21 protein-coding genes are annotated in these 24,851 nt (G+C 62.3%); 15 read left to right on the forward strand and 6 right to left on the reverse strand.

Annotated elements, in window-relative coordinates:
* Positions 1-93 precede the first annotated feature (93 nt).
* A complete protein-coding gene (locus RN347_RS12630) occupies positions 94-1,731 on the reverse strand; it encodes a L,D-transpeptidase family protein (RefSeq protein WP_311958446.1) in 1,638 nt (545 codons plus the stop codon).
* A gap of 242 nt (positions 1,732-1,973) precedes the next feature.
* Here RN347_RS12630 and RN347_RS12635 point away from each other — a divergent pair, with 242 nt between their 5' ends.
* The 8 genes from RN347_RS12635 (at position 1,974) to RN347_RS12670 (ending at position 11,151) form a co-directional block, all read left to right on the forward strand.
* Positions 1,974-2,717, forward strand: coding sequence for a murein L,D-transpeptidase catalytic domain family protein (locus tag RN347_RS12635; RefSeq protein ID WP_311958447.1), 744 nt, complete (start codon positions 1,974-1,976; stop codon positions 2,715-2,717).
* A 108-nt stretch (positions 2,718-2,825) separates the two neighbouring features.
* Entirely contained in the window at positions 2,826-3,845 is a 1,020-nt protein-coding gene (locus RN347_RS12640) for a patatin-like phospholipase family protein (RefSeq protein ID WP_263586471.1), read from the forward strand.
* A 267-nt stretch (positions 3,846-4,112) separates the two neighbouring features.
* Complete coding sequence (locus RN347_RS12645; RefSeq protein WP_311958448.1) at positions 4,113-5,465, forward strand: MFS transporter; 1,353 nt, start codon at positions 4,113-4,115, stop codon at positions 5,463-5,465.
* Between the two features lie 54 nt (positions 5,466-5,519).
* Positions 5,520-6,779 (forward strand): nitrate- and nitrite sensing domain-containing protein, encoded by a 1,260-nt coding sequence (locus RN347_RS12650; protein WP_311958449.1) that lies wholly within the window; start codon positions 5,520-5,522, stop codon positions 6,777-6,779.
* Positions 6,780-6,874: 95 nt separating this feature from the next.
* Positions 6,875-7,561, forward strand: coding sequence for an SDR family oxidoreductase (locus RN347_RS12655; protein WP_263586468.1), 687 nt, complete (start codon positions 6,875-6,877; stop codon positions 7,559-7,561).
* A gap of 190 nt (positions 7,562-7,751) precedes the next feature.
* Positions 7,752-8,744: an LLM class flavin-dependent oxidoreductase gene (locus tag RN347_RS12660; RefSeq protein ID WP_311958450.1), complete on the forward strand. Its 993-nt coding sequence runs from the start codon at positions 7,752-7,754 to the stop codon at positions 8,742-8,744.
* Between the two features lie 72 nt (positions 8,745-8,816).
* Positions 8,817-9,311 carry a GNAT family N-acetyltransferase gene (locus RN347_RS12665; RefSeq protein WP_311958451.1) on the forward strand — a complete coding sequence of 165 codons (495 nt, stop codon included), beginning with the start codon at positions 8,817-8,819 and terminating at the stop codon, positions 9,309-9,311.
* A 175-nt stretch (positions 9,312-9,486) separates the two neighbouring features.
* The gene (locus tag RN347_RS12670) at positions 9,487-11,151 is read left to right on the forward strand and encodes a diguanylate cyclase domain-containing protein (RefSeq protein WP_263586465.1); all 1,665 of its coding nucleotides are present in this window, start codon (positions 9,487-9,489) and stop codon (positions 11,149-11,151) included.
* On the opposite strand, the gene RN347_RS12675 is transcribed toward RN347_RS12670, so the two are convergent.
* Both RN347_RS12675 and RN347_RS12680 read right to left on the reverse strand, forming a co-directional pair.
* Positions 11,129-11,698: a DUF1415 domain-containing protein gene (locus tag RN347_RS12675; protein ID WP_263586464.1), complete on the reverse strand. Its 570-nt coding sequence runs from the start codon at positions 11,696-11,698 to the stop codon at positions 11,129-11,131. The genes RN347_RS12670 and RN347_RS12675 overlap by 23 nt on opposite strands.
* A gap of 54 nt (positions 11,699-11,752) precedes the next feature.
* Entirely contained in the window at positions 11,753-12,421 is a 669-nt protein-coding gene (locus RN347_RS12680) for a GntR family transcriptional regulator (protein WP_263586463.1), read from the reverse strand.
* 191 nt (positions 12,422-12,612) lie between these two features.
* Here RN347_RS12680 and RN347_RS12685 point away from each other — a divergent pair, with 191 nt between their 5' ends.
* The 6 genes from RN347_RS12685 to RN347_RS12710 all read left to right on the forward strand — a co-directional run bounded on the left by RN347_RS12685 (position 12,613) and on the right by RN347_RS12710 (position 20,413).
* Positions 12,613-13,188, forward strand: a complete 576-nt coding sequence (locus RN347_RS12685; RefSeq protein WP_263586462.1) for a chromate transporter — start codon at positions 12,613-12,615, stop codon at positions 13,186-13,188.
* Positions 13,185-13,715, forward strand: coding sequence for a chromate transporter (locus tag RN347_RS12690; protein WP_263586461.1), 531 nt, complete (start codon positions 13,185-13,187; stop codon positions 13,713-13,715). Before RN347_RS12685 ends, RN347_RS12690 begins: the two co-directional genes overlap by 4 nt.
* A 17-nt stretch (positions 13,716-13,732) precedes the next feature.
* Entirely contained in the window at positions 13,733-15,349 is a 1,617-nt protein-coding gene (locus RN347_RS12695) for a gamma-glutamyltransferase family protein (RefSeq protein ID WP_311958452.1), read from the forward strand.
* Between the two features lie 85 nt (positions 15,350-15,434).
* Entirely contained in the window at positions 15,435-17,273 is a 1,839-nt protein-coding gene (locus tag RN347_RS12700; protein ID WP_311958453.1) for an ABC transporter ATP-binding protein, read from the forward strand.
* Between the two features lie 154 nt (positions 17,274-17,427).
* The gene (locus RN347_RS12705) at positions 17,428-19,095 is read left to right on the forward strand and encodes a methyl-accepting chemotaxis protein (RefSeq protein WP_311958454.1); all 1,668 of its coding nucleotides are present in this window, start codon (positions 17,428-17,430) and stop codon (positions 19,093-19,095) included.
* 124 nt (positions 19,096-19,219) lie between these two features.
* Entirely contained in the window at positions 19,220-20,413 is a 1,194-nt protein-coding gene (locus RN347_RS12710; RefSeq protein ID WP_311958455.1) for an EAL domain-containing response regulator, read from the forward strand.
* Here RN347_RS12710 and RN347_RS12715 read toward each other — a convergent pair.
* Both RN347_RS12715 and RN347_RS12720 read right to left on the reverse strand, forming a co-directional pair.
* Positions 20,374-22,626: an ATP-binding protein gene (locus RN347_RS12715; protein ID WP_311958456.1), complete on the reverse strand. Its 2,253-nt coding sequence runs from the start codon at positions 22,624-22,626 to the stop codon at positions 20,374-20,376. The genes RN347_RS12710 and RN347_RS12715 overlap by 40 nt on opposite strands.
* 23 nt (positions 22,627-22,649) lie before the next feature.
* Positions 22,650-23,150, reverse strand: a complete 501-nt coding sequence (locus RN347_RS12720) for a molybdopterin-dependent oxidoreductase (RefSeq protein WP_311958457.1) — start codon at positions 23,148-23,150, stop codon at positions 22,650-22,652.
* A gap of 153 nt (positions 23,151-23,303) precedes the next feature.
* Here RN347_RS12720 and RN347_RS12725 point away from each other — a divergent pair, with 153 nt between their 5' ends.
* The gene (locus tag RN347_RS12725) at positions 23,304-23,999 is read left to right on the forward strand and encodes a response regulator transcription factor (RefSeq protein WP_311958458.1); all 696 of its coding nucleotides are present in this window, start codon (positions 23,304-23,306) and stop codon (positions 23,997-23,999) included.
* 6 nt (positions 24,000-24,005) lie between these two features.
* Here the strand turns inward: RN347_RS12725 and dkgB are convergent, their stop codons facing one another.
* Positions 24,006-24,818, reverse strand: a complete 813-nt coding sequence (gene dkgB, locus RN347_RS12730; protein WP_311958459.1) for a 2,5-didehydrogluconate reductase DkgB — start codon at positions 24,816-24,818, stop codon at positions 24,006-24,008.
* Positions 24,819-24,851 lie beyond the last annotated feature (33 nt).

Consider the following 24,851-nt stretch of genomic DNA (forward strand, 5'->3'; position numbering starts at 1 on the left):
CCTGTCGAGGCGGCTTTTTTCGTTTCACGCGGGGGTCAGGTTCCACGTCAATTTACGTTCTACGCGGGCTTCGCTTCGACGTTTGCGGCGCGGTCACACCGGGCGGCTGAGCGCCGCGAGAAGCGCATCGTCGTGGCGGTAGATGTCGTCGCGAAACTCGATCTCCCCTTCGGCGTTGGGCCAGGCCGTCAGGTAGTGAAGCTGTACCGGAATGCGCTGGGGCAGACTCACATTCTGATCGCTGCGCCCACGCTGGATCAGTGAATTGACCTGATGCTGACTGCCGCTGTCGCGAAGCAGCAGCTGCGCCAGCTCACTGATGCCCTCGACCCGAATGCAGCCGGAGCTCAGCGCACGGTCGGCGCGCCCAAACGCCGCTTTCGAAGGCGTATCGTGCAGATAGATCATGTCGTCGTTGGGAAAGCGCACGACCAGGCGCCCCAGCGGATTGCTGCTGCCCGCCACCTGGCGAAGCATGACCCCGCCCGGGCTTTGCCAGTTGACCGATGACGGGTTTAGGCGCTCACCGTCGGGGCTCAACACCTGAATGTTACGCGCAGAAAGATAGTCCGTATTGCTACGGACTCGTGGCAGCACGTCCTCGCGCATGATGGTCGGCGGAATCGTCCAGGTCGGATTGATGGTGAGGTGACTGATCGAGGAGTGGATCATGGGAGTCGCGCGCTGGGGCGAGCCCACCACGACTCGAGCATTCCACTGCTGGCCGTTGGGCCGCTGATAGTGGAGCTGGTAACCGGCCACATCGACCCATACGCGTGCGTCGCCATCGAAATGCGCCAGCCAGCGCGCCCGCTCGAGATTGATGCGCAGCTGATCGATACGCGCCGACAGCGGCGTATTGAGCGCGTGTCGCGTGCGCTCGCCGACCACCCCGTCCGCCTCGAGCAGGTGCCGGCGCTGAAAGCGCTTGACCGCGCTTTCCACCGTGGCGTCGAAACGGCGCTGGTTGTCGTCGCGCACTCGGGCATCGATCATCGGGTAGGCGTCGTCATCGGCGGTGACCAGACCATTTTCACCCCAGAGGGCGAGCCGCTCGCGCAGCGTCACCACGTCATCGTCGGTGTCGCCAAGTCTGAGCGCGGCTTCGCGGCCGCCTAGATAAGGCGCGCTCGCCTCGCCGCGGCGCTCGAGCGCGCGATACTTACTCAGGGTCTGGCGAAGCTTACGGTAGGCACTCGACTGCGGTCGCGCCGCTTCGAACGCCGCCTCCACATCGCCCTGGGCCAGCGCCATGCGCACCTGGCTCATGCTGTAAGTACGCGCCGGACGCTCGCCGCTCCACTGCGATCCCAGCGTCTGCGGGTCCACCTTCCCGCGCGAAAGATGATCGAGCGCCAGCAGCAACGCTTGTGTGGCCTTGATATCGAAGCGCGCCTGAGCGGCGGCCCCCATTTGCTGGCTCAGCTTGAAATCGTCGACGAGCTCCGCACCGCGGTAGTCGCTGGGGGTCAGGCCGTCTTCGTCGAGTCGTGCTATCGCCGCCGCGAGAGACTCCACCCGCGCGGCATCCTGCCACACCCGCTGATTCTCCCGGCCCTGATAGAACTGCTGGAGCGGCTGATCGTTGGCGTAAGCGTTTAACTGCTGGGCAAGCGCCGGTTGAGCCGATGTGTCGGCGTAGGCATGATGGATGGCGTGCGGCAGCGGCAACAGCGCGGCGACCATGACGGCGCGCATCGCCCAGTGGTGGATCGATGCATTCTCGTTCATAACCCCTCCATGGGTTACTATGCAGCGTCGCATGCCAACCCAATAAAGATACAACATGCGCAACTGACGTTTGGTTTTGCCAACACCGGTTTCACCCTCGAACCCGGCGCTATTGCCCTGCCATGGGCCTGTAAACGCAGGCTAGTGAAAAAAGCCTTTTGCAAACGGGCTGGACGGGCACTGGCGCGACCAACAATGGCTTTATCGCTCGGCGTACCCCTAATGATAGTAGGTCTGACACTATGCGGCTCGGATTAGGCATTTTTTCACGTTTACTCATTCTTTCCATTCCGCTTGCAAGCACCGCGGCTCACGCGGACTCCTCCCCTTTCTACGCTCAAATGGACGCGGTAAAACCCGCCGGCGTCTCTTCGCTCAACCATCAGCTTCAGCTGCTCGCCCCGGAGGCCACCCCCAGAGCGCTCGAGCTCGCCGCCCAGGCGCTCTCCTGTGCCGACCCCGGCGCCGAGCGCCTGGCCGTCATCGACTATTCGCTGCCCTCGACCGAAAAACGCCTGTGGGTTTTCGATCTGGCGCACAATCGGCTGCTGTTCAAGGAGCTGGTTTCCCACGGGCGCGGCTCGGGTGACGCTAATGCCGAGGTGTTCTCCAACGTCCCGGAGAGCCACCAGTCCAGCATCGGGCTCTTTCGCACCATGAACAGCTACTACGGGCGCAACGGCTACTCGCTGCGCCTGGACGGGCTCGAGGCCGACGTCAACGACCAGGCCTTCGATCGCGCCATCGTCATTCACGGTGCAAGCTATGTCAGCGACGACTTCATCACCCAGACCGGGCGGCTGGGCCGAAGTCACGGCTGCCCCGCGGTGCGCGAAGAGGTCACCTACCCGCTGATCGATAGCCTGAAGGAGAACCAGTACGTCTTCGCCTACTACCCGGACGCGCAGTGGATAGAGAATTCCGCGTTTCTGCGCTGCCCCAACGGCGGGGCCGGCATTTACCAGCTCGCCGCCTCGACGCACTAGCCTGGCCAATCAAGACCGCCGCCGCGCGGCGCCGTTGAAGCGCCCGCTTTCGCGATGGTTTTTTTCTGCCAGGCTTAGACTTTCGAAGCAACCAGGCGAGGAGGCGGCATGGCGAACGCGAAAACGCTGGATCTGGCGCTACAGGGCGGCGGTGCTCACGGCGGCTACACCTGGGGGGTGATCGACCGCCTGCTGGAAGACGACCGCATCGAGATCGAAGGCATTAGCGGTACCAGCGCCGGCGCCATGAACGGTGTGGTCATGGCCGATGCGCTGACGAGAGGCAACAAGGAGACCGCCCGCCAGGCGCTGCGCGATTTTTGGCAGGCGGTCAGCCGCGCCGGCATGGCAAGCCCAATCCGCCGCTCGCCGCTGGATATCCTCACCGGCAACTGGAGTCTCGATCAGTCGCCAGGCTATGTCGCCATGGATTTGATGAGCCGGCTCGTCTCGCCCTACCAGCTCAATCCGCTAAACCTCAATCCGCTGCGCACCATCGTCGACGAGCATATCGATTTCGATCGGGTGCGACGCTGCGACCAGCTCAAGCTGTTTGTGGCCGCTACCAACGTGCGTACCGGCAAGCAGCGCGTCTTTCGCCGCGAGGAGATGACGCTGGACGCGGTCATGGCCTCGGCCTGTTTGCCCTTTGTGTTCCAGGCCGTGGAAATCGACGGCGAGGCTTACTGGGACGGCGGCTACATGGGAAACCCCGCGCTGTTTCCGCTGATGGAAGAGTGCGGCGCTCGCGACATCATGCTGGTGCAGATCAACCCGATCAGCCGTGACACTCTGCCGACCACCGCCTCGGCGATCATGAACCGCCTGAACGAGATCACCTTCAATGCCGCGCTGATCAAGGAGATACGCATGATCGCCCTGCTCAAGCACGCTCTCGACGAGCAAGGCATCGAAAACTGCTACCAGCAGGCGCTGTTTCACCGCATCAGCGGCGAGCAGGCGCTCGAGGACCTGTCCGTGTCGAGCAAGATGAACGCCGAGTGGCCATTCTTGTGCCACCTGTTCGAGCTGGGCCGCGCCGCCGCCGACCGCTGGCTCGATGAGAACTTCGACGCCCTCGGCGAGCGCTCCACGCTCGATATCGATACCGTCTACATGAACGAATAGCCGCCCCGGGCGCCCCATTTTGATGCAGCGACCCCGCATCACGGCGCGCCCGCTCTCCCCTCACAAACGCTAATACGCTGTCATTTCGATAAAAATCGCCGTCTGGCGACATAATTGCTTTGTATTTATCGATAACGACAGGCGTGGACCAGGCCCAACGGGTACGAGTGCGTCGAGTAGGCCTTCAAGGGCGAAGGCGTCTTCTCGTACGCCGCCGGCGCGAAAGCGCGGCGGTCTCAAAACTCGTTCGCGCTTGGTGAGGTTCCCATGGATATTCGCAACAAGGCTAATCGGATTCGCCTGTTCAGCTTTTCGACGCCGCAGATGCGCGCTTTTCACTTCTCCTGGTTTGCCTTTCACATCTGTTTTTTTGGCTGGTTCGGCATCGCCCCGCTCATGGCGGTGGTGCGCGACGATCTGTCGCTCACGCAAACCCAAATCGGCAACACCATCATCGCCTCGGTGGCGATCACCGTTATCGTACGGCTCTTGATCGGTGTGCTGTGCGACCGGCTGGGGCCGCGCAAGACCTACACCGGGCTGCTGCTGGTGGGCTCGCTTCCGGTCATGGGTATTGGCCTGGCCGACAGTTTCGAAACCTTTTTGCTGGCCCGGCTGGCGATCGGCGCGATCGGTGCCTCGTTCGTCATTACCCAGTACCACACCACCATGATGTTCGCCCCCAACGTGGTCGGCACGGCCAACGCCACCAGCGCTGGCTGGGGTAACCTGGGCGGCGGCACGACGCAGATTCTGATGCCGCTGATCTTCTCGGGGCTTTTGATGCTGGGTGTCAGCGAGACGCTCGGCTGGCGCCTGGCCATGGTGGTACCCGGCGTGGTGCTCTTCTTTACCGGTATCGGCTACTGGTTCTTCACTCAGGATGCGCCGAACGGCAGCTTCGCCGAGCTGAGAGCCCGGGGCGAACTACCAGAAGCCTCCGGCGAGTACGGCGCAATGAGCAGCTTTTTGTCCGCGGCGAAGGATATCCGCGTGTGGGCGCTGTTCGTGGTGTACGGGCTCTGCTTTGGGGTCGAGCTCACCATCAACAACATCGCTGCGATCTACTTTTTCGACCACTTCGAGCTGACGCTGGCCACTGCGGGCCTGATCGCGGGGCTGTTTGGCCTGATGAACATTTTCGCGCGCACCCTAGGTGGGGTGTTTTCGGATCTGTTCGCCAAACACGGCGGGCTGAAAGGCCGGGTGCGCTGGCTGTTTATTGCGCTGGTGTGCGAGGGCATCGCGCTGATCGCCTTCTCCCAGATGCACGTATTGAGTCTGGCGATCGGCATCATGCTGGTCTTTAGCCTGTTCGTGCAGATGGCCGAAGGCGCCACGTTCGGCGTGGTGCCGTTCATCAATAAAAAGGCGCTGGGCGCGGTGGCGGGTATCGTCGGCGCCGGCGGCAACGTCGGCGCGGTACTGGCGGCGTTTCTGTTTCGAAGCGAAAGCCTGACCTATCAGCAGGGGCTTTTCTATCTGGGCCTGTGCGTGCTGATGCTGGCGGGTAGCGTGCTGGTGGTGCGCTTTAGCGATGCCACGGAAGCCGAGGAGGCCAGCGCCTATCAGGACGCGCTCGGCGAGCAAACCGGCGCAGGGGCGCTGTCGCTGCGCTAGACACTCACTCCCGGCCTTGCGACATCAAAGGGCCGGGCACACAAGGAGCGCTTCATGGCTTCTGGTCGCACACTGCTACTTACGGCACTGCGCTTTGATATCGACAACCTGCGCCACCTGGCAACCGCGTGCGACATGGTGGGCGATATCAGTCGTTTCATTCACGTGCTTCAGCGTGAGCGCGGTGCTTCTACCATTTATCTTGCCTCGAAGGGCAAGCAGTTCGCGACCCGGCGCACCGAGTTCATGGCATGCAGCCAGCAGGCCGAAGCGCTGATGCGCACGCGGTTGGAAGCGCTTTGCGAAAAGCCGCGCCCCGAGGCCGGGGCACGGCTTTTGCGCCGCATCGCCACCGTCTGGATGGCGCTCGACGACCTGCCCCGGCTGCGCGAGGCGATCGACGCGCGCGAGCTAACGCCGGACGGCGCCACCCGGGCCTTCAACGACGTGATCGGCGGGCTTTTGGCGATCGTGTTCGAAGCCGCGGACACCGCCGCCGACCCGGACATCACCCGAGCGCTGGTCGCCATCTTTCATCTGATGCAGGGTAAGGAGCTTGCCGGCCAGGAGCGCGCCTGCGGCGCCTTCGGCTTTACCTACGGGCGCTTTGACGAGCCGCACCGGACGCTGTTCGAACGGCTGACCCAGGATCAAAACCGCTGCTTCGACACCTTTCTGGAATTCGCTGGCGCCAACGCCCGAGAGAGCTGGCACCAGTCGCTTTGTAAGCAAACGCTTACTTACATCGAGACGCTGCGCGCAAGCGCCCACCGCGGCGAACGTGCCCGCTCTGATAGCGACGCGCGCATGAGCGAAACCTGGTACGCGCTCGCCACGCAGCGCATCGATGGCCTGAAGCAAGTGGAGGACACCGCGATTCTTGAACTGGCCGCGCTATGCCACGTAAAAATCGAAGCGGCGCAGCGGGCTTTTGATGAGGCGCACACGCCCCGCGTGCGGGCACAGCCTGCGCCGTGCGAGCAGCTTCTGGCGCTGGGCGAGGCGAGCGCGCTCGGTGATCTCACGATCAGCGCGCTCGCCTCGCCGCTTAGCCGCTCGCTGATCGAGCTCACCCACGCCCAGTCCAGCCGCCTTCAAGGGCTTAGCGACGAGCTGGAAAACACCCGTAAGGCGCTTCGCGAGCGCAAGCTGATCGAGCGGGCCAAGGGGTTGATCATGGCGCACCAATCGATGAGCGAAGAGCAGGCGTACCGCTTTTTACGCAAGACCTCGATGGATCAGAGCAAAAGCATGGCGAGCATGGCACAGTCGATTCTGGATCTTTCGAGCATGCTATCGCGCCCAACGCCTTGACGGCGGGCCTTGACCGGGCGCGGCGGGTTTGCAACATCCAGGCCCATTGACCATGCTAAAAGGCCCCGTTGAAACATTGGCAAGGAGCGCTACCCATGCAGGATCGTGTCATTCTCATCACCGGCGCCTCGAGCGGTATCGGCGCCGCGACGGCGCGCGCGGCCGCGCGTGAAGGCTACAAGCTGATACTCGCCGCGCGCTCGACGGACAAGCTCGAAGCCCTTGCTCAGGAACTGGGACGGGAAAATCTATTGACCGTCGAGCTCGACGTTACCGATATGGAGCAGCAGCGCGCCATGGTCGAACTAGCGCTGGAAACCTTTGGGCGCATTGACGCGGTGTTCGCCAACGCCGGACAAGGCGGCTCGACCGGCGGCTTCAGCGAAGCCGACCACGCGCAGTGGAAGGAGATGATTCTCACCAATGTCTACGGCGTGGGATTAACGCTTCAGGCCTGCCTGCCGGCGCTCAAGCGCTCCGCGGGCCACGTACTGCTCACCGGCTCCGCCGCCGGGCGCACCACCATTCCCGGCTCGATGTACAGCGCCACCAAGTGGGCGGTCACGGGCATTGGCTATAATCTTCGCGAAGAGCTTCGCGGCACCGGCATTCGCGTCACGCTGATCGAACCCGGCATGGTCGATACCCCGTTTTTCGACGAGCCCCCGGAGCAGGCACTCGAGGACAAGGATATCGCCAACGCCGTCATCTACGCGCTGAACCAGCCGGCCCACGTGGACGTCAACGAAATTCTCATCCGCCCCACGCCGCTGCGCGAATAGTCATCCCCCGCCTTTGCGTTCGGCGGTATCGACAGCGTCAACAGCGCGCTGTCGATACCGCTCCCTTGTTTTAGGCTTGGCTCGCCCGCATAACAGGGTATTAACAAGCGGGCTAATGAGTTTTCTGAAAACATGAATTTCATGAAAACGACCATCGTCAGCCGCTTTTCACTCAACGTGCAGGTGAATCATGAGCCAACTCGCCGAGACCGCCCTATCGGTACTGGATCTGGCACCCATTCGCGAAGGCGGTAGCGCCGCCGAGACCTTTGCCAACAGCGTCGAGCTTGCAAAGCGCGCCGAGGGACTGGGCTACACGCGCTACTGGCTGGCGGAGCATCATAACATCGCCGGCATCGCCAGCGCCGCCACCTCGGTACTGATCGGCCACGTCGCGGGCCAGACCTCGACGATTCGCGTCGGAAGCGGCGGTATCATGCTGCCCAATCACGCGCCGCTGGTCATCGCCGAGCAGTTCGGCACGCTGGAAACGCTCTACCCCGGGCGCATTGACCTGGGCCTTGGCCGGGCGCCGGGCTCGGACGGTGCCACCATGCGCGCCATGCGCCGAAGCGCCCAGGCCGGTGTGGACGACTTCCCCGCCCAGCTCGACGAACTGACGCGCTACCTGGGCGACGCCGCCCCGCATCAGCAGGTCAAAGCGGTGCCCGGCCAAAGTACCCATGTGCCCATCTGGCTGCTGGGCTCGAGCGGCTACAGCGCCCAGCTCGCCGCGCGTTTGGGGCTGCCGTTCGCCTTTGCCGCCCAGTTCGCGCCGGGCTACCTGTTCGAGGCGCTGCGCCTTTATCGGGACAACTTCCGCCCTTCTAACGTGCTCGACAAACCCCACGCCATGGTCGGCATGCCGGTGATCGCCGCCGACACCGACCAGATGGCGCACTATCTGGCTACCACCGCCCAGCAGAAGTTTCTTAACCTGATTCGCGGACGGCCTACCACCTCACAGCCGCCGGTCGAGCAGCTCGATTGGACGCCGATGGAGCAGGCCCAGGTCAGCCAGTTTTTGGGCGCAGCCATCATCGGCGGCCCGGATACCGTCAAGACGGAACTCGAAGCGTTTCAGGCGCGCACTGGCGCCGATGAACTGATGATCAACAGCGACTTCTTCGACCAGCAGGACCGGCTAAGAAGCTACGAAATCGTCATGGAGGTCGCGCGCTAGCCTCATCTTTCCTTTAGCGGCAGCGGTGCCAGGCATCGCTGCCTGAATATTTTAACGTCAGCGGATAGCGCCATGTCTGATCACACCATCACGCCCATGACCCGGGAGGACTTCACCGCTTTCTGGCCGGTTTTCCACGACATCGTCAGGGCGGAGCAAACCTACGCCATCGACCCGGCGATTGACTTCGAGGCGGCCTATGCGCTCTGGTGTGAAGCGCCGCTGGCCAGCCGGGTGATCATGGACGCTGAAGGCACGCTGCTGGGCGCCTACTACCTGAAGGCCAATGCGGCGGGGCCGGGCAACCATGTGTGTAACTGCGGCTACATGGTCGCCCCCGCCGCTCGCGGCCAAGGCGTTGCCCGCACGCTGTGCGAGCACTCGCAAGCGCTGGGTAAGGAGCTTGGGTTCAGTGCCATGCAGTTCAACGCCGTGGTGGCCAGTAACGAAATAGCGGTGGCGCTGTGGCAGCGGCTCGGCTTTGCGATTGTGGGGACGGTGCCGGGTGCCTTTCGCCACCCAACGCTTGGGCCGGTCGATACCTACGTGATGCACAAGTTTTTGTAGCCTCGACTGCTCGCCTTACGTCTTTGGAGGTGAAAGCCTGGCGCGACGCTCCAATAATTTTACCCATGGTTGCAATCGGTTACATGCAAACGGCGCGCTTTTAGGGTAGCTTCACAGGCATATCCGGCGGCCAAATGTGGCCTGCTCTTATCAACCGGCTGGCCAACGTTCTCCCATGGGGCATTTTTTCGCAGAGTGGTCCTCGCGCTTTTCACTGCGCACGCGCTTTATCGCCCTGATCGCCGCGCTGGTGTTCGCGACGACGCTCATGCTGGGCTGGGTCGCCTCAAGGGAGTCGGCTCAGCAACTCGAAGCGCATATCGGCTCGGCCTCTTCCCGCGCCGCCTACCAGATGGTGAACATGCTCGATCGCAGCATGGACGCGCGCATCAAACAGGTGAACCTGCTGTTAGCCATACAAACGCTTGGCCGCGATACGCAGCCGCACGTGCTCAGACGCCAGCTCGAACGCCTGCAGGATAGCTTCAATATCGTTTCGTGGATCGGGCTGACCGATACCCAGGGCACGGTGCGCGTGGCCACCGACGGCATTCTCGAGGGCCTCTCCATCGCCCACCGCCCGGTGTTCGTCGAAGGTCAGCACCGGCCCTGGGTGGGCGATGTGCACGAAGCGGTCATGCTGGCAAGCCTGCTTCCCAGCCCCACCGGCGAAGCGCTCAAGTTCGTCGATATCGCCACCCCCGTGCACGACCGAAGAGGAGAGTTCAGCGGCGTGCTCGCCGTTCATTTGAGCTGGGAGTGGGCGGAGTACATCGAGCGCACCCTACTCGCGCCCGCCGAAAAGCAGCAGGACGCCGACCTGCTGCTGCTCTCGAGCGACGCCACGGTGCTTTTGGGCCCACACGAGCTGCTGGGCCGCTCGCTGAATTCGCTCAAATACGTTCCTCGACCGGGTAACACCACGCCTAGCTGGGCGGTCGAAACCTGGCCCGACGGCCAGCGCTACGTGACCGGCTACGCCAGAAGCGGCGGCTTCGAGGATTTCGAAGGGCTTGGCTGGGTGGCGATCAGTCGCCAGCCCGTGAGCGACGCCTTCGCCCCTGCCAAGCGGCTTCAGGCGGCGATCATGAGCATCGGGCTATTGCTGGCGGTCGTGTTCGCGGCGGTCGGATGGTGCGGGGCCTCCTTCATCGTGGCGCCGATCAAGCGCCTGGCTCAAGCCGCCGACCGTATCGGAGAGGGGGATCAGGCGGGCATCATCCCGCTGGAGCGCGGCGCCAGCGAATTCAAGCGCCTTTCCGTTTCGTTGCGCGAGATGGTGGGGCGGCTGTCGGATCAGCGCCAGACCATCAGCCGGCTGGAGGATTTGGCCAATAGTGACCCGCTGACCGGCCTACCCAACCGCGCCTTCTTGATGCAGTACCTGCAGCACGCCGTGCCCGAAGCGCAGCGCCATTTACAGAACATGGTGGTGATGTACATCGACCTGGATGGCTTCAAGCGGGTCAACGATGAGCTTGGCCACCATGCTGGCGACCTGCTGCTCATCGAGATCACCAACCGGCTGAAAAACGCGCTGCGAAGCGGCGATGTGGTAGCACGCCTGGGCGGCGACGAGTTCGTCATGGTGCTCAAGACGCAGCCGGAGTATCTCGAACCGCTCACCCATGAAGTGGGAAGGCGGCTGCTCAATGCCATCGAGCGCCCCATTCAGCTCGCCGAGGGGCAAACGGCCACCGTCGGCTGTAGCCTCGGCGCGGCCTGGTGGCCGCACCACGGCGAGCACATCGAGACGGTGCTAAAGCTTGCCGATAACGCGCTCTACGCGGCGAAAAGCCAGGGCAAGCACCGGCTGGTCATTCATCGCCCCGGCCGCTAGCGCCACGACACCGCTCGAGCGCACTCTGGGCGGCATCGCTTCCCATAGCCGAGAGCTTCTCGATGTTGCGCTCGGGAATCGCGTCGGTATCGCCATAGAACGCGATCGCTTTCTCGACGCTCGCCTCGCGCAGGATGTGCACCATGGCGTAGGGCGAGCGGTTGGTGTAGTTGGCGGCGTCTTCCGGGTCGGCATCGGCGAAGCAGTAATCCGGGTGAAAGCTCGCCAGCTGAAAGATACCTTCGAAGCCGAGCTCCTCGACCAGATGTTCGGCGAGCTCGAGAAAATCCAGGTAGTGATCGAAGCTCTTGAACAGCGTCGGCAGTACCAGAAGCGTGGTTTCGACCTCGTCGTGATGGGTGAGCCAGTCGAGCTCCGCAGCCAGCTCCTCGAGCGCCACTTCGATCTTTTTGGAGCGTACCACCTGCACCCGCACGCGATCCGCGTCGAGCTCGCGCTTGGCGAAGGGGCAAATATCGTGCGCGACGATAAACGTTCGTACCCAACAAAGCGTTTGCTCGATTACTACCTCATCCGTTACCGCCATGGCGCCCTCTTCCATTATCACTTTCTGTCGTCACTGCCCGTTATAGCCGCCAGCCTACGTGTGCTGGCGGTAGTGCGCCAGCGCAACCTCAAAAGATTGGCGAATATGATCGTCCATCAACTCCCGGCCGGCCTGGACGTCGCGGGCAAGCGCCAGTTCCACCAGTTTTTGGTGCTGATCGTCCAGCGGCTGACGGATCACCGGTGGGTTGGCGCCCAGCCGGCGGTAGCGGTCGAACTGGTCGTGGAGCTGCTCGATGAAGCGAATCAGCCATGCCGAGCCACAGGGGGCGACCAGCGTGCGGTGAAACCGGGTGTGTAGCGCCTCCCAGGCCTCGCCCATGTCCTGGGTTTTATCCGCGCGCTTGAGCCGGTGAGCCGCGCCCAGCAGGTCCGCCTCCCACTGGGCGTCGCCCTGGGCGATGGCGCGCTCGAACGCCATGCCCTCGAGCTCGAGGCGAAGCCGCGTGATATCCTCGAGCTCGGCTTCGCTAAGCCCGGGCACCCGAAAACCACGCTGGTTCTCCTGCACCAGCAGCCCAAACGCGGCGAGTTTGTTCAGCGCCTCGCGCAGCGGGCTAAGCCCCACCTGATAGCGCTCTCTCAGCGCGTTGATCGCCAGTTTCTCCCCCGCGGCGAAGCGCCCGCGCACCAGATCCTGACGCAGCGTCTCAAAAATGCGGCTCGAAGCCGTGCCGCTAGATGGCAGCGCATCGTTTTTCATGGTGATCTCTCCCGCCATTAATACAAATACGTGATGACACAACATACGCGATGATAAAAATCGTCGGGATAATCCGCTTTTAAAATAATCGATTTTTCTATAAATAGTATGATAAAACGCCTTTAACGAGGGCGCACCGCTTTTCTCAAAAGCCTTCGACAACACGACGACGTACAAGAGCGATCACTTCGATGACACTACTGGCACTGTTTTGGGCCTTTTTTCGCGTGGGCATTTTCGGTTTCGGCGGCGGACCGTCGATGATTCCGCTGATCCACGCCGAGGTGGTCAAGCGTCACGCGTGGCTCACCGACGAAGAGTTTGCCGACGTTCTGGCGATCGGCAACACCTTGCCCGGCCCGATCGCGACCAAGATACCGGGCTATATCGGCTACCGGGTAGGCGGCACGGCAGGATGTCTCATGTCGGTGCTGGCCGTGATCGGCCCGATGATCGTCGCCATGATCGTGATGCTCGGCGTGTTCAGCCGCTACCGCGATGTCGGCTGGATTCGCGGCATGGGCCAAGCGGTGATTCCGGTGGTCATGATCATGATGGGTCAGTTGACCTGGGACTTTCTGGAAAAATCCAAAGCTTCGCTTGGCTGGCTTATAAGCATTGCCATCGCCCTGGTGGCCGGCGGGCTGATCTATGGGCTCGGGGTCCACCCGGGACTCATCATCGGCGCCCTGCTCGCCTCGGCGCTCCTTTCGCCCAAGCGCAAGCCAAACGCCGCTCGACAAAAGCCTCCGGAGGAGTCCGCATGATCTACTGGGAGCTTTTTCTGGCGTTTTTCATTCCCAACATCATTGGCTATGGCGGCGGCCCGGCCATCATCCCGCTGATCGAGGCCGAGGTCGTCGGCCGCTACGGCTGGATGACCTCCCAGGGCTTCGCCGAAACCCTGGCACTGGGCAACGCGCTGCCAAGCCCTATCGCCACCAAGATGGCCGGCTACATCGGTTATGAGGTCGCCGGTGCCCTGGGGGCGCTGGTGGCGGTGCTGGCCACCGTGGTGCCGTCGCTTCTGCTCATGCTCGGGGCGCTCGGCCTTCTTTACCGCCACCGCGAATCGCCGCGCGTCAAACGCATGAGCCAGTGGGTGCGCCCGGTCATCGCCGTCATGATGGCCTGGCTCACCCTGGGCTTCTTTCTGGAAGGCATGGAGAGCGCCGGGCTCGTTCATACGCTGATCATCGGCGCCGTAGCCGCTGCGGCGCTGGTGTGGCTAAACGTCCATCCGGCGTTTGTGGTGCTCGGCGCGCTGCTCTACGGCGCCCTTCTGCTGGGCTGATTCACAAGGATTTCGATATGCAACACGACGTTCATCATGACGCTCTCTACTACCCCAGCGCCTCGCGGCGAATGACCACCTTTGGCAAGCGCGGCATGGTGGCCACCTCCCAGCCGCTGGCCGCCCAGGTGGGCATCACCATTTTGCAGCAAGGCGGCAACGCCGTGGATGCGGCGATCGCCACCGCCGCTGCGCTGACCGTGGTGGAACCTACCTCCAACGGCATCGGCAGCGACGCCTTCGCGATCGTCTGGGTGAACGGGAAGCTGCACGGATTGAACGCCAGCGGCCAGGCGCCGAAGGCCGCCACCATCGAGGCGATGAAAGCGCTGGGCCATGACCGGATACCGAGTCACGGCATGCTGCCGGTCACCATTCCCGGCGCCCCGGCCGCCTGGGCGGCGCTGTCCGAGCGCTTTGGCAGGCTCCCCTTTGCCGAGCTGTTGGCACCGGCCATCGCGCTTGCTGAAGAGGGTTTTGCAGTCACCCCGGTGATTCATCAGATGTGGGCCGAGGCGGTTCATACCTACGGCGCTTATGATGACCCCGCTTTTACGGCCTGGTTCGACACCTTCGCGCCCAACGGCCGCGCGCCGCAGCCCGGCCAGATATGGGCCTCCCCCGGCCACGCCGAAAGCCTCAGGGCGATTGCCGAGACCCGCGCCCAGACGTTTTACACCGGCGAGCTCGCCGAGCGTATCGATGCGTTTTCTCGCGAACACGGTGGCTTGCTGCGTAAGGAAGACCTGGCCGGTTACGCGCCGGAGTGGGTCGACCCGATCGGCGTGCGCTACCAGGGCCATGATATCTGGGAGATTCCGCCCAACGGCAGCGGGCTGATCGTACTGCAGGCGCTGGGTATGCTCGACCAACTCGAAGAGAGCAGCGATACGGTCGAGACCCTGCACCGGCGCATCGAGGCGACCAAGCTCGCCTACATGGACGGCTTCAAGCACTTGACCGAGCGCGGCGCCATGGCGCACACCACCGAGCAGCTCTTGAGCGACGAGTACCTGAAATCGCGCGCCGCGCTGATTGGTGAGCAGGCTGTCGACCCGACCCACGGCAACCCGTTTCAGGGCGGCACGGTGTATCTCGCCACCGCCGATGAGGAAGGCAACATGGTGTCGTTCATTCAGAGCAATTTTCACGGCTTTGGCTCGGGCATGGTCGTCCCGAAAACCGGCATCAGCCTGCAAAACCGCGGTAGCTCCTTCTCGCTCGACCCGGACCACGCCAACGCGCTCGCCCCCCACAAGCGCACCTACCACACCATCATCCCAGGCTTTATTACCAAAGGCGATCAGGCGGTGGGCCCCTTCGGCGTCATGGGCGGCTACATGCAGCCCCAGGGCCACGTGCAGGTCGTCACCGGGCTTTTGAACGATGGGCTCAACGCCCAGGCGGCGCTGGACATGCCGCGCTGGAAGTGGGTCGAAGGTAAAACCATCGAGGTCGAAGCCGACTTCCCCAATCACCTGGCGCTGGCGCTTGCCCGGCGGGGGCATAAAATCGTCAAGGTCGCCGATTCGATCAGCTTCGGCCGTGGCCAGATCATTTTGCGCAATGCCGAGTCCGGCGTGCTCCAGGGCGGGACCGAGCCGCGCACCGACGGCGCGGTGCTGCCACTTTGAGCCCATAAGCGCAGGATCACCTGGAGGTCCGGGGCAAAGCGTTGCATCATGGCGCTTTTCCCCGCGTTAAGGGTGGTCGCCTCGCATGGCCCTGTTGAGCTCTACATCGTCGATTGCCGGCTTTTTCAGCGTGTTTCGCTACAGCCGGCGGGCGCTTTCGCTGGTGTGGGACACCTCGCGCTGGATGACGCTAGGGCTTGCGCTGTGCACGCTGGTGGCCGGGGTGCTGCCGGCGGTGGCGGCCTGGGTGGGCCAGCTGATCGTCGACGGCGTGGTCGGCGCCATGCAGACGTTTGAAGCCGCCGAGGACCCGGTGCTTTGGATCATTCTGGCGCCGGTGCTGTGGCTGGTGGCCCTCGAGGCGCTGATCATCGCGCTGATGGCGCTGGCTCAGCGCGGGCTCGCCGCTCAGCAGTCGCTTTTGCGCGCGCTGCTGGGCCAGAAGGTGAACGTGCTGATTCTGGAAAAAGCGGGCACGCTATCGCTTTCCCAGTTCGAGGACTCCGAGCTCTACGACAAGCTGACCCGCGCCCGGCGCGAGGCCTCGACGCGGCCGCTGGCGCTGGTGACCAAAACCTTCGGCTTTCTGCAAAACGCGATATCGCTTTGTAGCTTCAGCGTGCTGCTGGTGCAGTTTTCGCCCTGGGCGCTGTTGATTCTGGCCGCCGGCGCCGTGCCGGTGTTCGTTTCTGAAGCGAAGTTCTCCGGCGATGCCTTTCGCCTTTTTCGCCGGCGCTCGCCGGAAACGCGCATGCAGAGCTACCTGGAAACGGTGCTGGCGCGCGAGGACAGTATCAAGGAGGTCAAGCTCTTCGGCCTGGAGCCGCTGTTTCTGAGTCGCTACCGGGCCATCTTCGATCGACTGTTCGCCGAGGATCGGCTTTTGACCCTCAAGCGCGAAGGCTGGGGATTTCTGCTGGGGCTTTTGGGCACCGCCACGTTTTATATCGCCTACGGCTGGGTGGTGCTCGAAACCGTGGTCGGCGCGATCACGCTTGGACAGATGACGATGTACCTGATGGTATTCAAGCAGGGCCAGTCGGCGCTGTCGGCCATTCTCACCGCGATCAGCGGCATGTACGAGGATAACCTCTACCTGTCCAACCTTTACGACTACCTGGAACACCCCACCGAGGCAGAAGGCGGCACGCTGACCCAAGGCAAGGTGCCCGGTGACGGGCTGCGCTTCGAGAGCGTCACGTTCGCCTACCCAAATGGGCGCGTCGTACTTCGCGATATTTCGCTGCACCTGGCACCGGGCCAGAGCCTGGCGCTGGTGGGCGAAAATGGCTCGGGGAAGACGACGCTGATCAAGCTGTTGACGCGGCTCTACTCGCCCGTTGAAGGTCGCATTCTGCTCGATGGCAGCGACCTGCGCGATTGGGAGGCGCAGACGTTAAGAAAACGCGTCGGCGTGATCTTCCAGGACTTCGTGCGTTATCAGCTACCGGTGGGCGAAAACCTGGGCGTGGGCGACATCGACGCCTTCGATGACCAGAGCCGTTGGCAGCAGGCGGCGCACTTTGGGCTGGCCGATGGTTTCATCGAACAGATGCCCGCCGGCTACCAGACCCAGCTTGGCCGCTGGTTCAAAAATGGTCAGGAGCTTTCCGGCGGCCAGTGGCAGAAAGTAGCGCTTTCGCGCGCCTACATGCGCAAGGAGGCGGATATTTTAGTACTCGACGAGCCCACCGCCGCCATGGACGCCGCCGCCGAGGCCGACGTCTTCGCCCGCTTTCGCGCCCACAGCCGCGACAAGATGACGATTTTGATCTCGCACCGCTTCTCCACCGTGCGAAGCGCGGATCTGATCCTGGTCATGGACCAGGGTCATATCATCGAGCGCGGCACCCACGACGCGCTGCTGGCAGAAAATGGCCGCTACGCGCAGCTTTTTCGTTTGCAGGCAAAGGGTTATCAATAGAATCAAGAGGGGGAAAGAGGGGTGTCATATCGCACCTGTCAACTCAATCTCGCAAAAAGGTAAACAAGTGTGAACAGTGATGTATAACACTCGCCATAACTCACACTTTAAGACTACCTTCTACTCATTATATCCTACTTAATGAGTATTTCTCATGAACCGTTTCCGTCTTATAAAAGTGAAGTATGCGCTGGTGTTCATCGCCGTCGCCCTGTCGCTTCTTCTGGTCGTGCTGGCTGACACGCAGCTGGTCAACACGGTCAAACATCGTCTGGATACGTTTATCGACCACTACATTCCTGCCTCGACGGCCACGCTCAACGGCGACCGTGACCTCTACCAGGCACGTCTTGCCGAGGTAACGACGCTGCTTACGCCGGCAGGCACAACGCGCGCCGCCGAGCTTTTCGACGAGTTTCGCGACAACGCGCAGCAGGCCCAGGAGCGCATGGCGCTCTATCTCGAACGGATGCAGGACTATCCAGCGCTGACATCGCAAACCGACGGTTTCGAGGCGCTTTACAGTGCCTGGCTTTCGAGCGCGTCGCAGGTATTCGATCTGCACCAACGCGGCCAGTTGACCGAGGCACTGGCGCTGATGAACGGTGAATCGCTCGAGCGCTTCAACGACCTACGCGCCGTTTATGACATCGCAGGTGAAAGCATCGAAACCGCCATTTACGAAGCCGAAACGGCGGTCGTCGAGCGTATCCAGTCGCAGCAGATGGCGACGTTTCTCTTTGCCCTGGCGGTGTTCGTCATCGCGTCACTGATTGCCGTGATGGGTCCTCGGATGATGTCCAGGGCGCTTCGTCAGATCAGCCGGCGCATCGATGACATCAGTAACGGCGATGGCGATTTGACCGCGCGTATCGATAGCCAGCGCCGCGACGAGATCGGCGAGCTGGCGCACGCTTTTGATGGTTTCATTCGCCACATCGACAAGACGCTGCAGAGCGTCAGCGCCAGTACCGCAAGCCTCACTCACGCCTCGACGGAGATCGCGACCGGCAGTCAGGAACTCTCCGCGCGTACCGAGCAGGCCGCCGCCAACCTGCAGCAAACCTCGGCCTCGATGGAGGAGATCGCCGCGGTCGTCAAGGCCGCCTCGGATTCGGCGCAACAGGCCGATCAGTTGGCGCTTTCCACGCGCGAGCTCGCGCAGCAAGGCCAGCACTCCATGGCGAGCGTCGAGCAGACCATGGACGACATCAGCGCGTCGTCGTCGGAAATCAGCAGCATCGTGACGCTGATCGAGGGCATCGCGTTTCAAACCAACATTCTGGCGCTCAACGCCTCGGTTGAAGCGGCGCGTGCCGGTGAGCACGGTCGCGGCTTTGCAGTGGTCGCTCAGGAGGTGCGCATGCTTGCCAGCCGCTCGAGCGAAGCGTCCAGCAACATCGCCGCGCTGATCGCTAGCTCCATGAGCCGAACCGAGGTGGGCGTTGGCCAGGTCAAGCATACCGGGCGGCTGATGGCAGAGATGGTGAAAAGCATCGAGCGCGTCTCTGACGTTATCGCAGAAATCAGCGCCGGTGCCCGAGAGCAGAGCGTGGGCATCGGTCAGGTCAACGATGCGGTGAGCGAGCTCGACGGCATGACGCAGCACAACGCCTCGATGGTCGAAGAGTCGAGCGCGGCGGCGGCAGAGCTTAGCGCTCAGGCGGCACGACTTGGTGAGTTGGTGGGCGCATTCAAACTCAGCGAGACACCGTCACAAGCTTCCACACCACGCGCCCTTGCCAGCGCCCCGCCTGTTTCCAGGCCTTTGGAGCGCCGCCTCTCGCCGGCGCCGGCCCAACCCGAGTGGACCGCCTTTTGATGCCCGCCTCGCTGGAGCAGGGAGTGACGTTTGCCCTTTCAAACGCTCATTTATCTCGGGCACTGAATTTATTCAAACATCAGCCGATTGGATTCAATAACGAACAACGTTCAAAGGACAGGGTATGGCCGCTACGGCGCTTGTAATCGATGACGACAGGGACGTCCAGCTACTGAGCAAACTGCTGCTGGAGCAGCATGGTTTCGCGGTCGAAACGGTGGGCAGTTTAGGTGAACTGGTTCGTCAACCCTCGCTGCTCGAGGCGACGCTTATTCTCCTCGATCTGGAGCTTGGCGAGTTTACCGGTCTCGATATTCTCGATTACCTCTACGACCTGCGCCTGAACGCGGCGATTTTGCTGATTAGCGCCAGCGCCTCCGAGAACGTGACCCGCGCCATCGACGCCGGCCGAGCGAAGGGGCTGCAAATGCTGGGCTTTTTGCCCAAGTCCGGCTTTCTGACCGGCCTGCCGGCGTTTCTTTCACCGCTCGAGGCGAAGGCCGGGATGCCAACGGCCGAGGACCTCACCCAAGCCCTCGAGGGCGGCGAGCTGTTTTTGGTCTATCAGCCCCAGCAGGATTTGCAGCGGGGCGCTATTAAAGGCGTCGAAGCGTTGGTGCGGTGGCAACATCCGACGCTTGGGCTGCTGTTTCCAGATAGCTTCATCCCGATGGCAGAAAAGCATGGTCTGATAGGCGCGCTGACCTGGCAGGTGCTCGAACTTGCGCTGGCCCAGCAGGTCCGCTGGCAGGCCAAGGGCTGGGCTTTGAACGTCGCCGTCAACGTCCCGGCGGATTTCGTCAAGGAGGAAGGCGTCATCGAGTCGTTCAAGCGACTCAAAAGCCATTACGTCACGGGGCCGGCGCGCCTGACGCTGGAACTAACGGAGTCGGTGGGAATAGAGTGTTTGAACTATGCGCGCCACGTACTGGAGGCGCTGCGCGATCTGGGCTGTCGTTTGTCACTCGATGATTTCGGCACCGGCTACTCCTCGCTAAGACAGCTCTACCGACTTCCCTTTGACGAGCTCAAGGTGGATCGCAGCTTCGTCTCATTGATGGAGCAGGACGACGCCGCGCGCGCGATTTCGCTTTCCGTGATCGATCTGGGCAAACGCATGGGGCTCGAAGTCGTCGCCGAGGGCATCGAGACCCAAGTGCAGCTCGATCTGCTAATCGAGGCGGGGTGCAGTATGGGGCAAGGGTATTACCTCGCCCGACCGCAAAGCGCGGCGGCTTTTGAGCAGTGGCTGGGGGAGCGTCGCTCACACGAGTCGGCTCAACCCGCCACTACCCCCTCCTTCTCGAGCACCTGCTGAGTCAACGTTTTCAAGGCGGGCAGACGCGCCACCCCGTCGTTCAACTCCTTCAGGGGCGCCTCGAGCGCCCGGCGCTCCATCTGGCTTGCCCACTCGGCGATGGCCGAACAGCCAAGCGATGACGCCGCCCCCTTGAGCGAGTGTGCCTCCTGTTGAAACGCCTCGCGTCGCTTGCCGGCCAAGTGGCTCGAAAGTTTTTCCCGGCGCTCGTCCAATCGATTTAGAAAGGTTGTCAAAAGCGTGTTCAGCGCTGCGGCATCGAACGTCTCCTTGAGTTCCGTGCAGGTATCCGGGTCGAGCACACGGGTATCCGGCTGGGCAACGCAGCTCACGGCAGAAGCCCTCTCTTTCGCCCTTGCCGCCTCTTCGGTTCGCGCGTTCGACGCTTCACACAAAGGCGATGGCGACAGGTGGCGACAGAGCATCTGGTACAGCTCGTCGCGGGTAAAGGGCTTATGAATCATGTCGTCCATACCACTTTGCATACAGCGTGCGCGGTGCTCCGGCATGACGTTGGCGGTCATGGCGACGATCGGCAGAGGTGAAAGCCCGTGTTCGCGTTCCCGAGCGCGCCACTGCTCGGTGGTTTGCAGCCCATCCAGCACCGGCATCTGCATATCCATGAGCACCAGATCGATGTCGTCGCGCCGTTTGGCCAGCAGGGCAAGCGCCGACTCACCGTTTTCAGCAATGCTTGCGCGCTGGCCCAGCCGCTCTAGCATTTGGCACGCGACGGTCTGGTTGAGCGGATTATCCTCGACCACCAGAATGTGTCGGTTTTGAATAGTGCAGGATTGCTCGCTTTGCGGAGCGTAAACCTCCGGCGCCTCACAGGTGGGCAGCGCCAGCGTGAACCAGAAGCGACTGCCTACGTTTTCCACGCTGATGACACCGATCTCGCCTCCCATCGACTCGACCAGCCGCTTGCAGATTGCAAGCCCCAGCCCCGTGCCTTCGTGGCGGCGAGACATCGACGTATCGACCTGGGAGAACGCTGAAAACAGCAGGGCCTGATTCTGCTCGCTGATGCCGCAGCCGGTATCGCGAATCTCGAAGCAGACCATGCCCGGCGCCGAGACGGTCACCGCGCACTTGACGAACCCTTCCTCGGTGAATTTCAGCGCGTTGTTGATCAGGTTCATCAAAATTTGGCGAATGCGTGCGCGGTCGCCTATAACAAAGCGCGGCAGATCGTCGGCTTGGGTAGCATCGAACGCCACGGCGCGGGCCTGCGCCTGCAGCGCGTAACCGGAGCAGAGCTCGTCGATGCACTGATGCAGATCGAAGGGCTGGGCGTTGAGATCCAGATAGCCCGACTCGATCTTGGTGTAGTCCAGAATATCGTTGATCGCGCAGCGAAGGCTCTCGGCGCTTCGCTTGATGGCCAACAGATAGTCGTTGGCCGCCGGCGTTTTTACCTCATCCGTGAGCAAATCGGCCATGCCGACGATGCCGTTGAGCGGCGTGCGTATTTCATGGCTGACGATCGCCATGAACTCCGACTTGGCGCGGCTGGCGGTTTCCGCCTTTTGCGCGGTCGCGTTGAGCTCCAGACTCTGCTTTTCCAGCGCCCGCGCCTTGGCCAGATTCGATCGCCCCTCGAGCACCAGCGCCCGCACCAGCAGGGCACCGGAAAGCATCAACAGCGTAATCAGTATCAGCGCAAGCCCATAGAGCCGGTTCAAGCTCTCCCGCTCCTGGGTGCGTGCCTGCACGACGCTTGCGTTGGTTTCGACCAGTACTTCCGCGGTCAGCGCTTGCAGGCTCGTTGCCCGAGCACGCAGCGATTCAAGCAGCGCCGGCGAGAGGCCTTCCGGGTTATCCCACAGATCCTCCAGCAGCGTATCCAGCGCCGTGATCTCGACCAGGGAATTCTCTACCCGCGTGCGCAGGCTATCGACCTGGTCGATCTCCTTGCCCATGTCTCCACGTTGAAGCAGCATCTGCCGGCTATAGAGAATTTCGAAGCGGGTCAAAAGCGCCTCGGCCGAGGCGCTTTCGGGGGCCGCCTGTAAAAGCTCCAGCCGAAACTCCCGCGCCTCGCGGTCGAACTGGTAGGCGGACCAGAGCAGATTTTCGAGCAGGCGATTTTCCAACGCGTACTGGCGGTAATAGATCATGCCACCGGTGGCCAGCGCCGAGAAAAAGAAAAGAACCGCCGAAAACGTGGCGATTCTGGCCCCATTGGAAAAGTAGCGCTGGAGTATCTTCATCGGGGCAGTCTTCCCGTATGGGCTTACTCGATGTCGAGTCGGTTGACCTGCCACACCGAGCGGGTGAGCGTGAGTTCGTTCAAAAGATTCGGATCATCGTCGAAGGGATAGATCACGAACAGCGGCCCCTGGTCGCGTACGCGAAGCGCCTCGCCGTCGGCGCGCATCGCAAAGATCACATCGTACTGATAGAAATCGCTGACCGGTATCGTCGCCGCGTAGTCATTGAGCGCCGTGACCCGCACCTGGTCGCTGTCGCTGCCCACGGCTTCGAGTAGCGCGCGGCCCAAAGGGCCGGAAAAATTGACCGCGCCGTCGTGCCAGGGCGTATGCGTGAGGGTGTCGTGCTGCTCGAGCGCCTCCAGCATCGCGCGATCAAAATGCGCCTCGTCACCGACGTTGGTGTTGTCGAGATTGCCCGACACGACGAGCAGCACGGGCCCCTTGGGCGGCTCAAGATTTTCGCCAGCGGCCGATAAAGAGAGTAACAGTAACGCGGGGGCAAGGGCGACCGGGTAGCGCATGGTGTCAAGACTCCTGGTAAGACGCGGATCTCCAAGCCTTGATTATAGATCGGCCGCTCAACGCCTAACTGTGAACCTTTGTGTCGATATGCTCGGCGCGATGACAGATACGTCTTTTGGCCGAGAGCGAAGCCAGACAGCGAGGACTCACCCATGCATATTGGTGTATTGGAAGACGACCCGGATCAGCAGGCGTACATCGAGCAGTGCCTGGCGGTCGAACAGCATCGGGTGTCGCTGTTTGGTCGCGCAAGCGAGCTTCGTCGGCACATGGATCAGCAGCTTTTCGATTTTCTGATCATCGACTGGCGGCTGCCCGACGGCTGCGGTATGGATGTGGTGGGGCATCTACGCCGCCACGATGGCTGGAAGGGACCGATTCTCTTCATTACGGCAAGCCAGCAGGAGGAGGACGTGGTGCAGGCGCTGGAACAAGGCGCCGATGACTTTCTCGCCAAACCGCTACGCCCCAGAGAGCTGTTGGCGCGAATCAACGCGCTCGGCCGGCGCACCTGGCAGTCGCCGGCGCCGGCCGCCGCAAGTATTGGCGATGCCTACTCGATGGATAGCGACCAGCGCCAGATTTATCTTAACGCCGAACCTGCGGACCTGACGGAGCGCGAGTACCGTTTGGCCGCGCTACTGTTCAGCAAGCTCGGCGCCACGCTCACTCGGCCGCACCTGTTGGAGCTGGTGTGGGGGTTGAAGGGGGACCTGCCGACTCGCACCGTCGACACCCACGTCAGCCGCCTGCGGCGCAAACTGGAGCTCGACGGCCGCCACGGGCTGCGCCTGCGAAGCGTCTATCAGTCCGGCTATCGGCTGGAAAGCTGCGTGCCAACGGCCTAACCCGCGCTACTCATCCCAATCGGGCGCCATATCCGGGTTGGCGATGCGCTCGCCGCGATCAAGCGTTGCGATATCCGCCATTTCCGCCTCCGTCAGCGTGATCTCGAAGGCCTTGATGTTGCTTTCGATATTGCGCGCCTTGGTGGAGGATGGAATGGTCACGAGCCCGCGCGCCTTGATCCAGGCCATGGTGATCTCCGCGGGCGTGACGCCGTGAACGCCGGCGATCTGCTTGAGCACCGGATCCTCCATTACCTTGCCAACGGCCAGCGGCATGAACGCGGTGACTTCGATATCCTTCGCCTTGCAGTGATCCACCAACTTGCGGTTTTGCAGGAAGGGATGCACTTCGATCTGGTTGGTGAGAATCTCGCCCTCGCCAAGAATGTCGATGGCCTCGTCGATCTGGGCGATGGTGAAGTTGGAGACGCCGATATGGCGCGCCTTGCCTTCCGCCTTCACTTCCTTGAGCGCTGTGAGATAGTCACGCATCGGCACCTCGTTATTGGGTGACGGCCAGTGAATCAGCAGAAGGTCCACGTACTCGGTCTTGAGTTTGGAAAGCGACTCGTCAACGCTCGCCTTCAGCGCCGCCGGTTCGAGCTGGTCGAACCACACCTTGGTGGTCAGAAAGATGTCGCTACGCGGGACGCTCGAGTCGCGAATCGCCTCGCCAACGGTCGATTCGTTGCCATAAAACTGGGCGGTGTCGATATGCCGGTAGCCGGCTTCCAGCGCGGTATGAATGCCCTGCTTGAGCGTGTCGCCTTCCAGGCGATAGGTACCGAAACCGGGATTGGGTAGCGTGCTTGCGGTCATGATCAGTCATCCTTTTCCAGTGAGACACATGCG

This window comes from Halomonas sp. PAMB 3264 (assembly GCF_031954245.1).
In the GTDB taxonomy this organism is placed as follows: domain Bacteria; phylum Pseudomonadota; class Gammaproteobacteria; order Pseudomonadales; family Halomonadaceae; genus Vreelandella.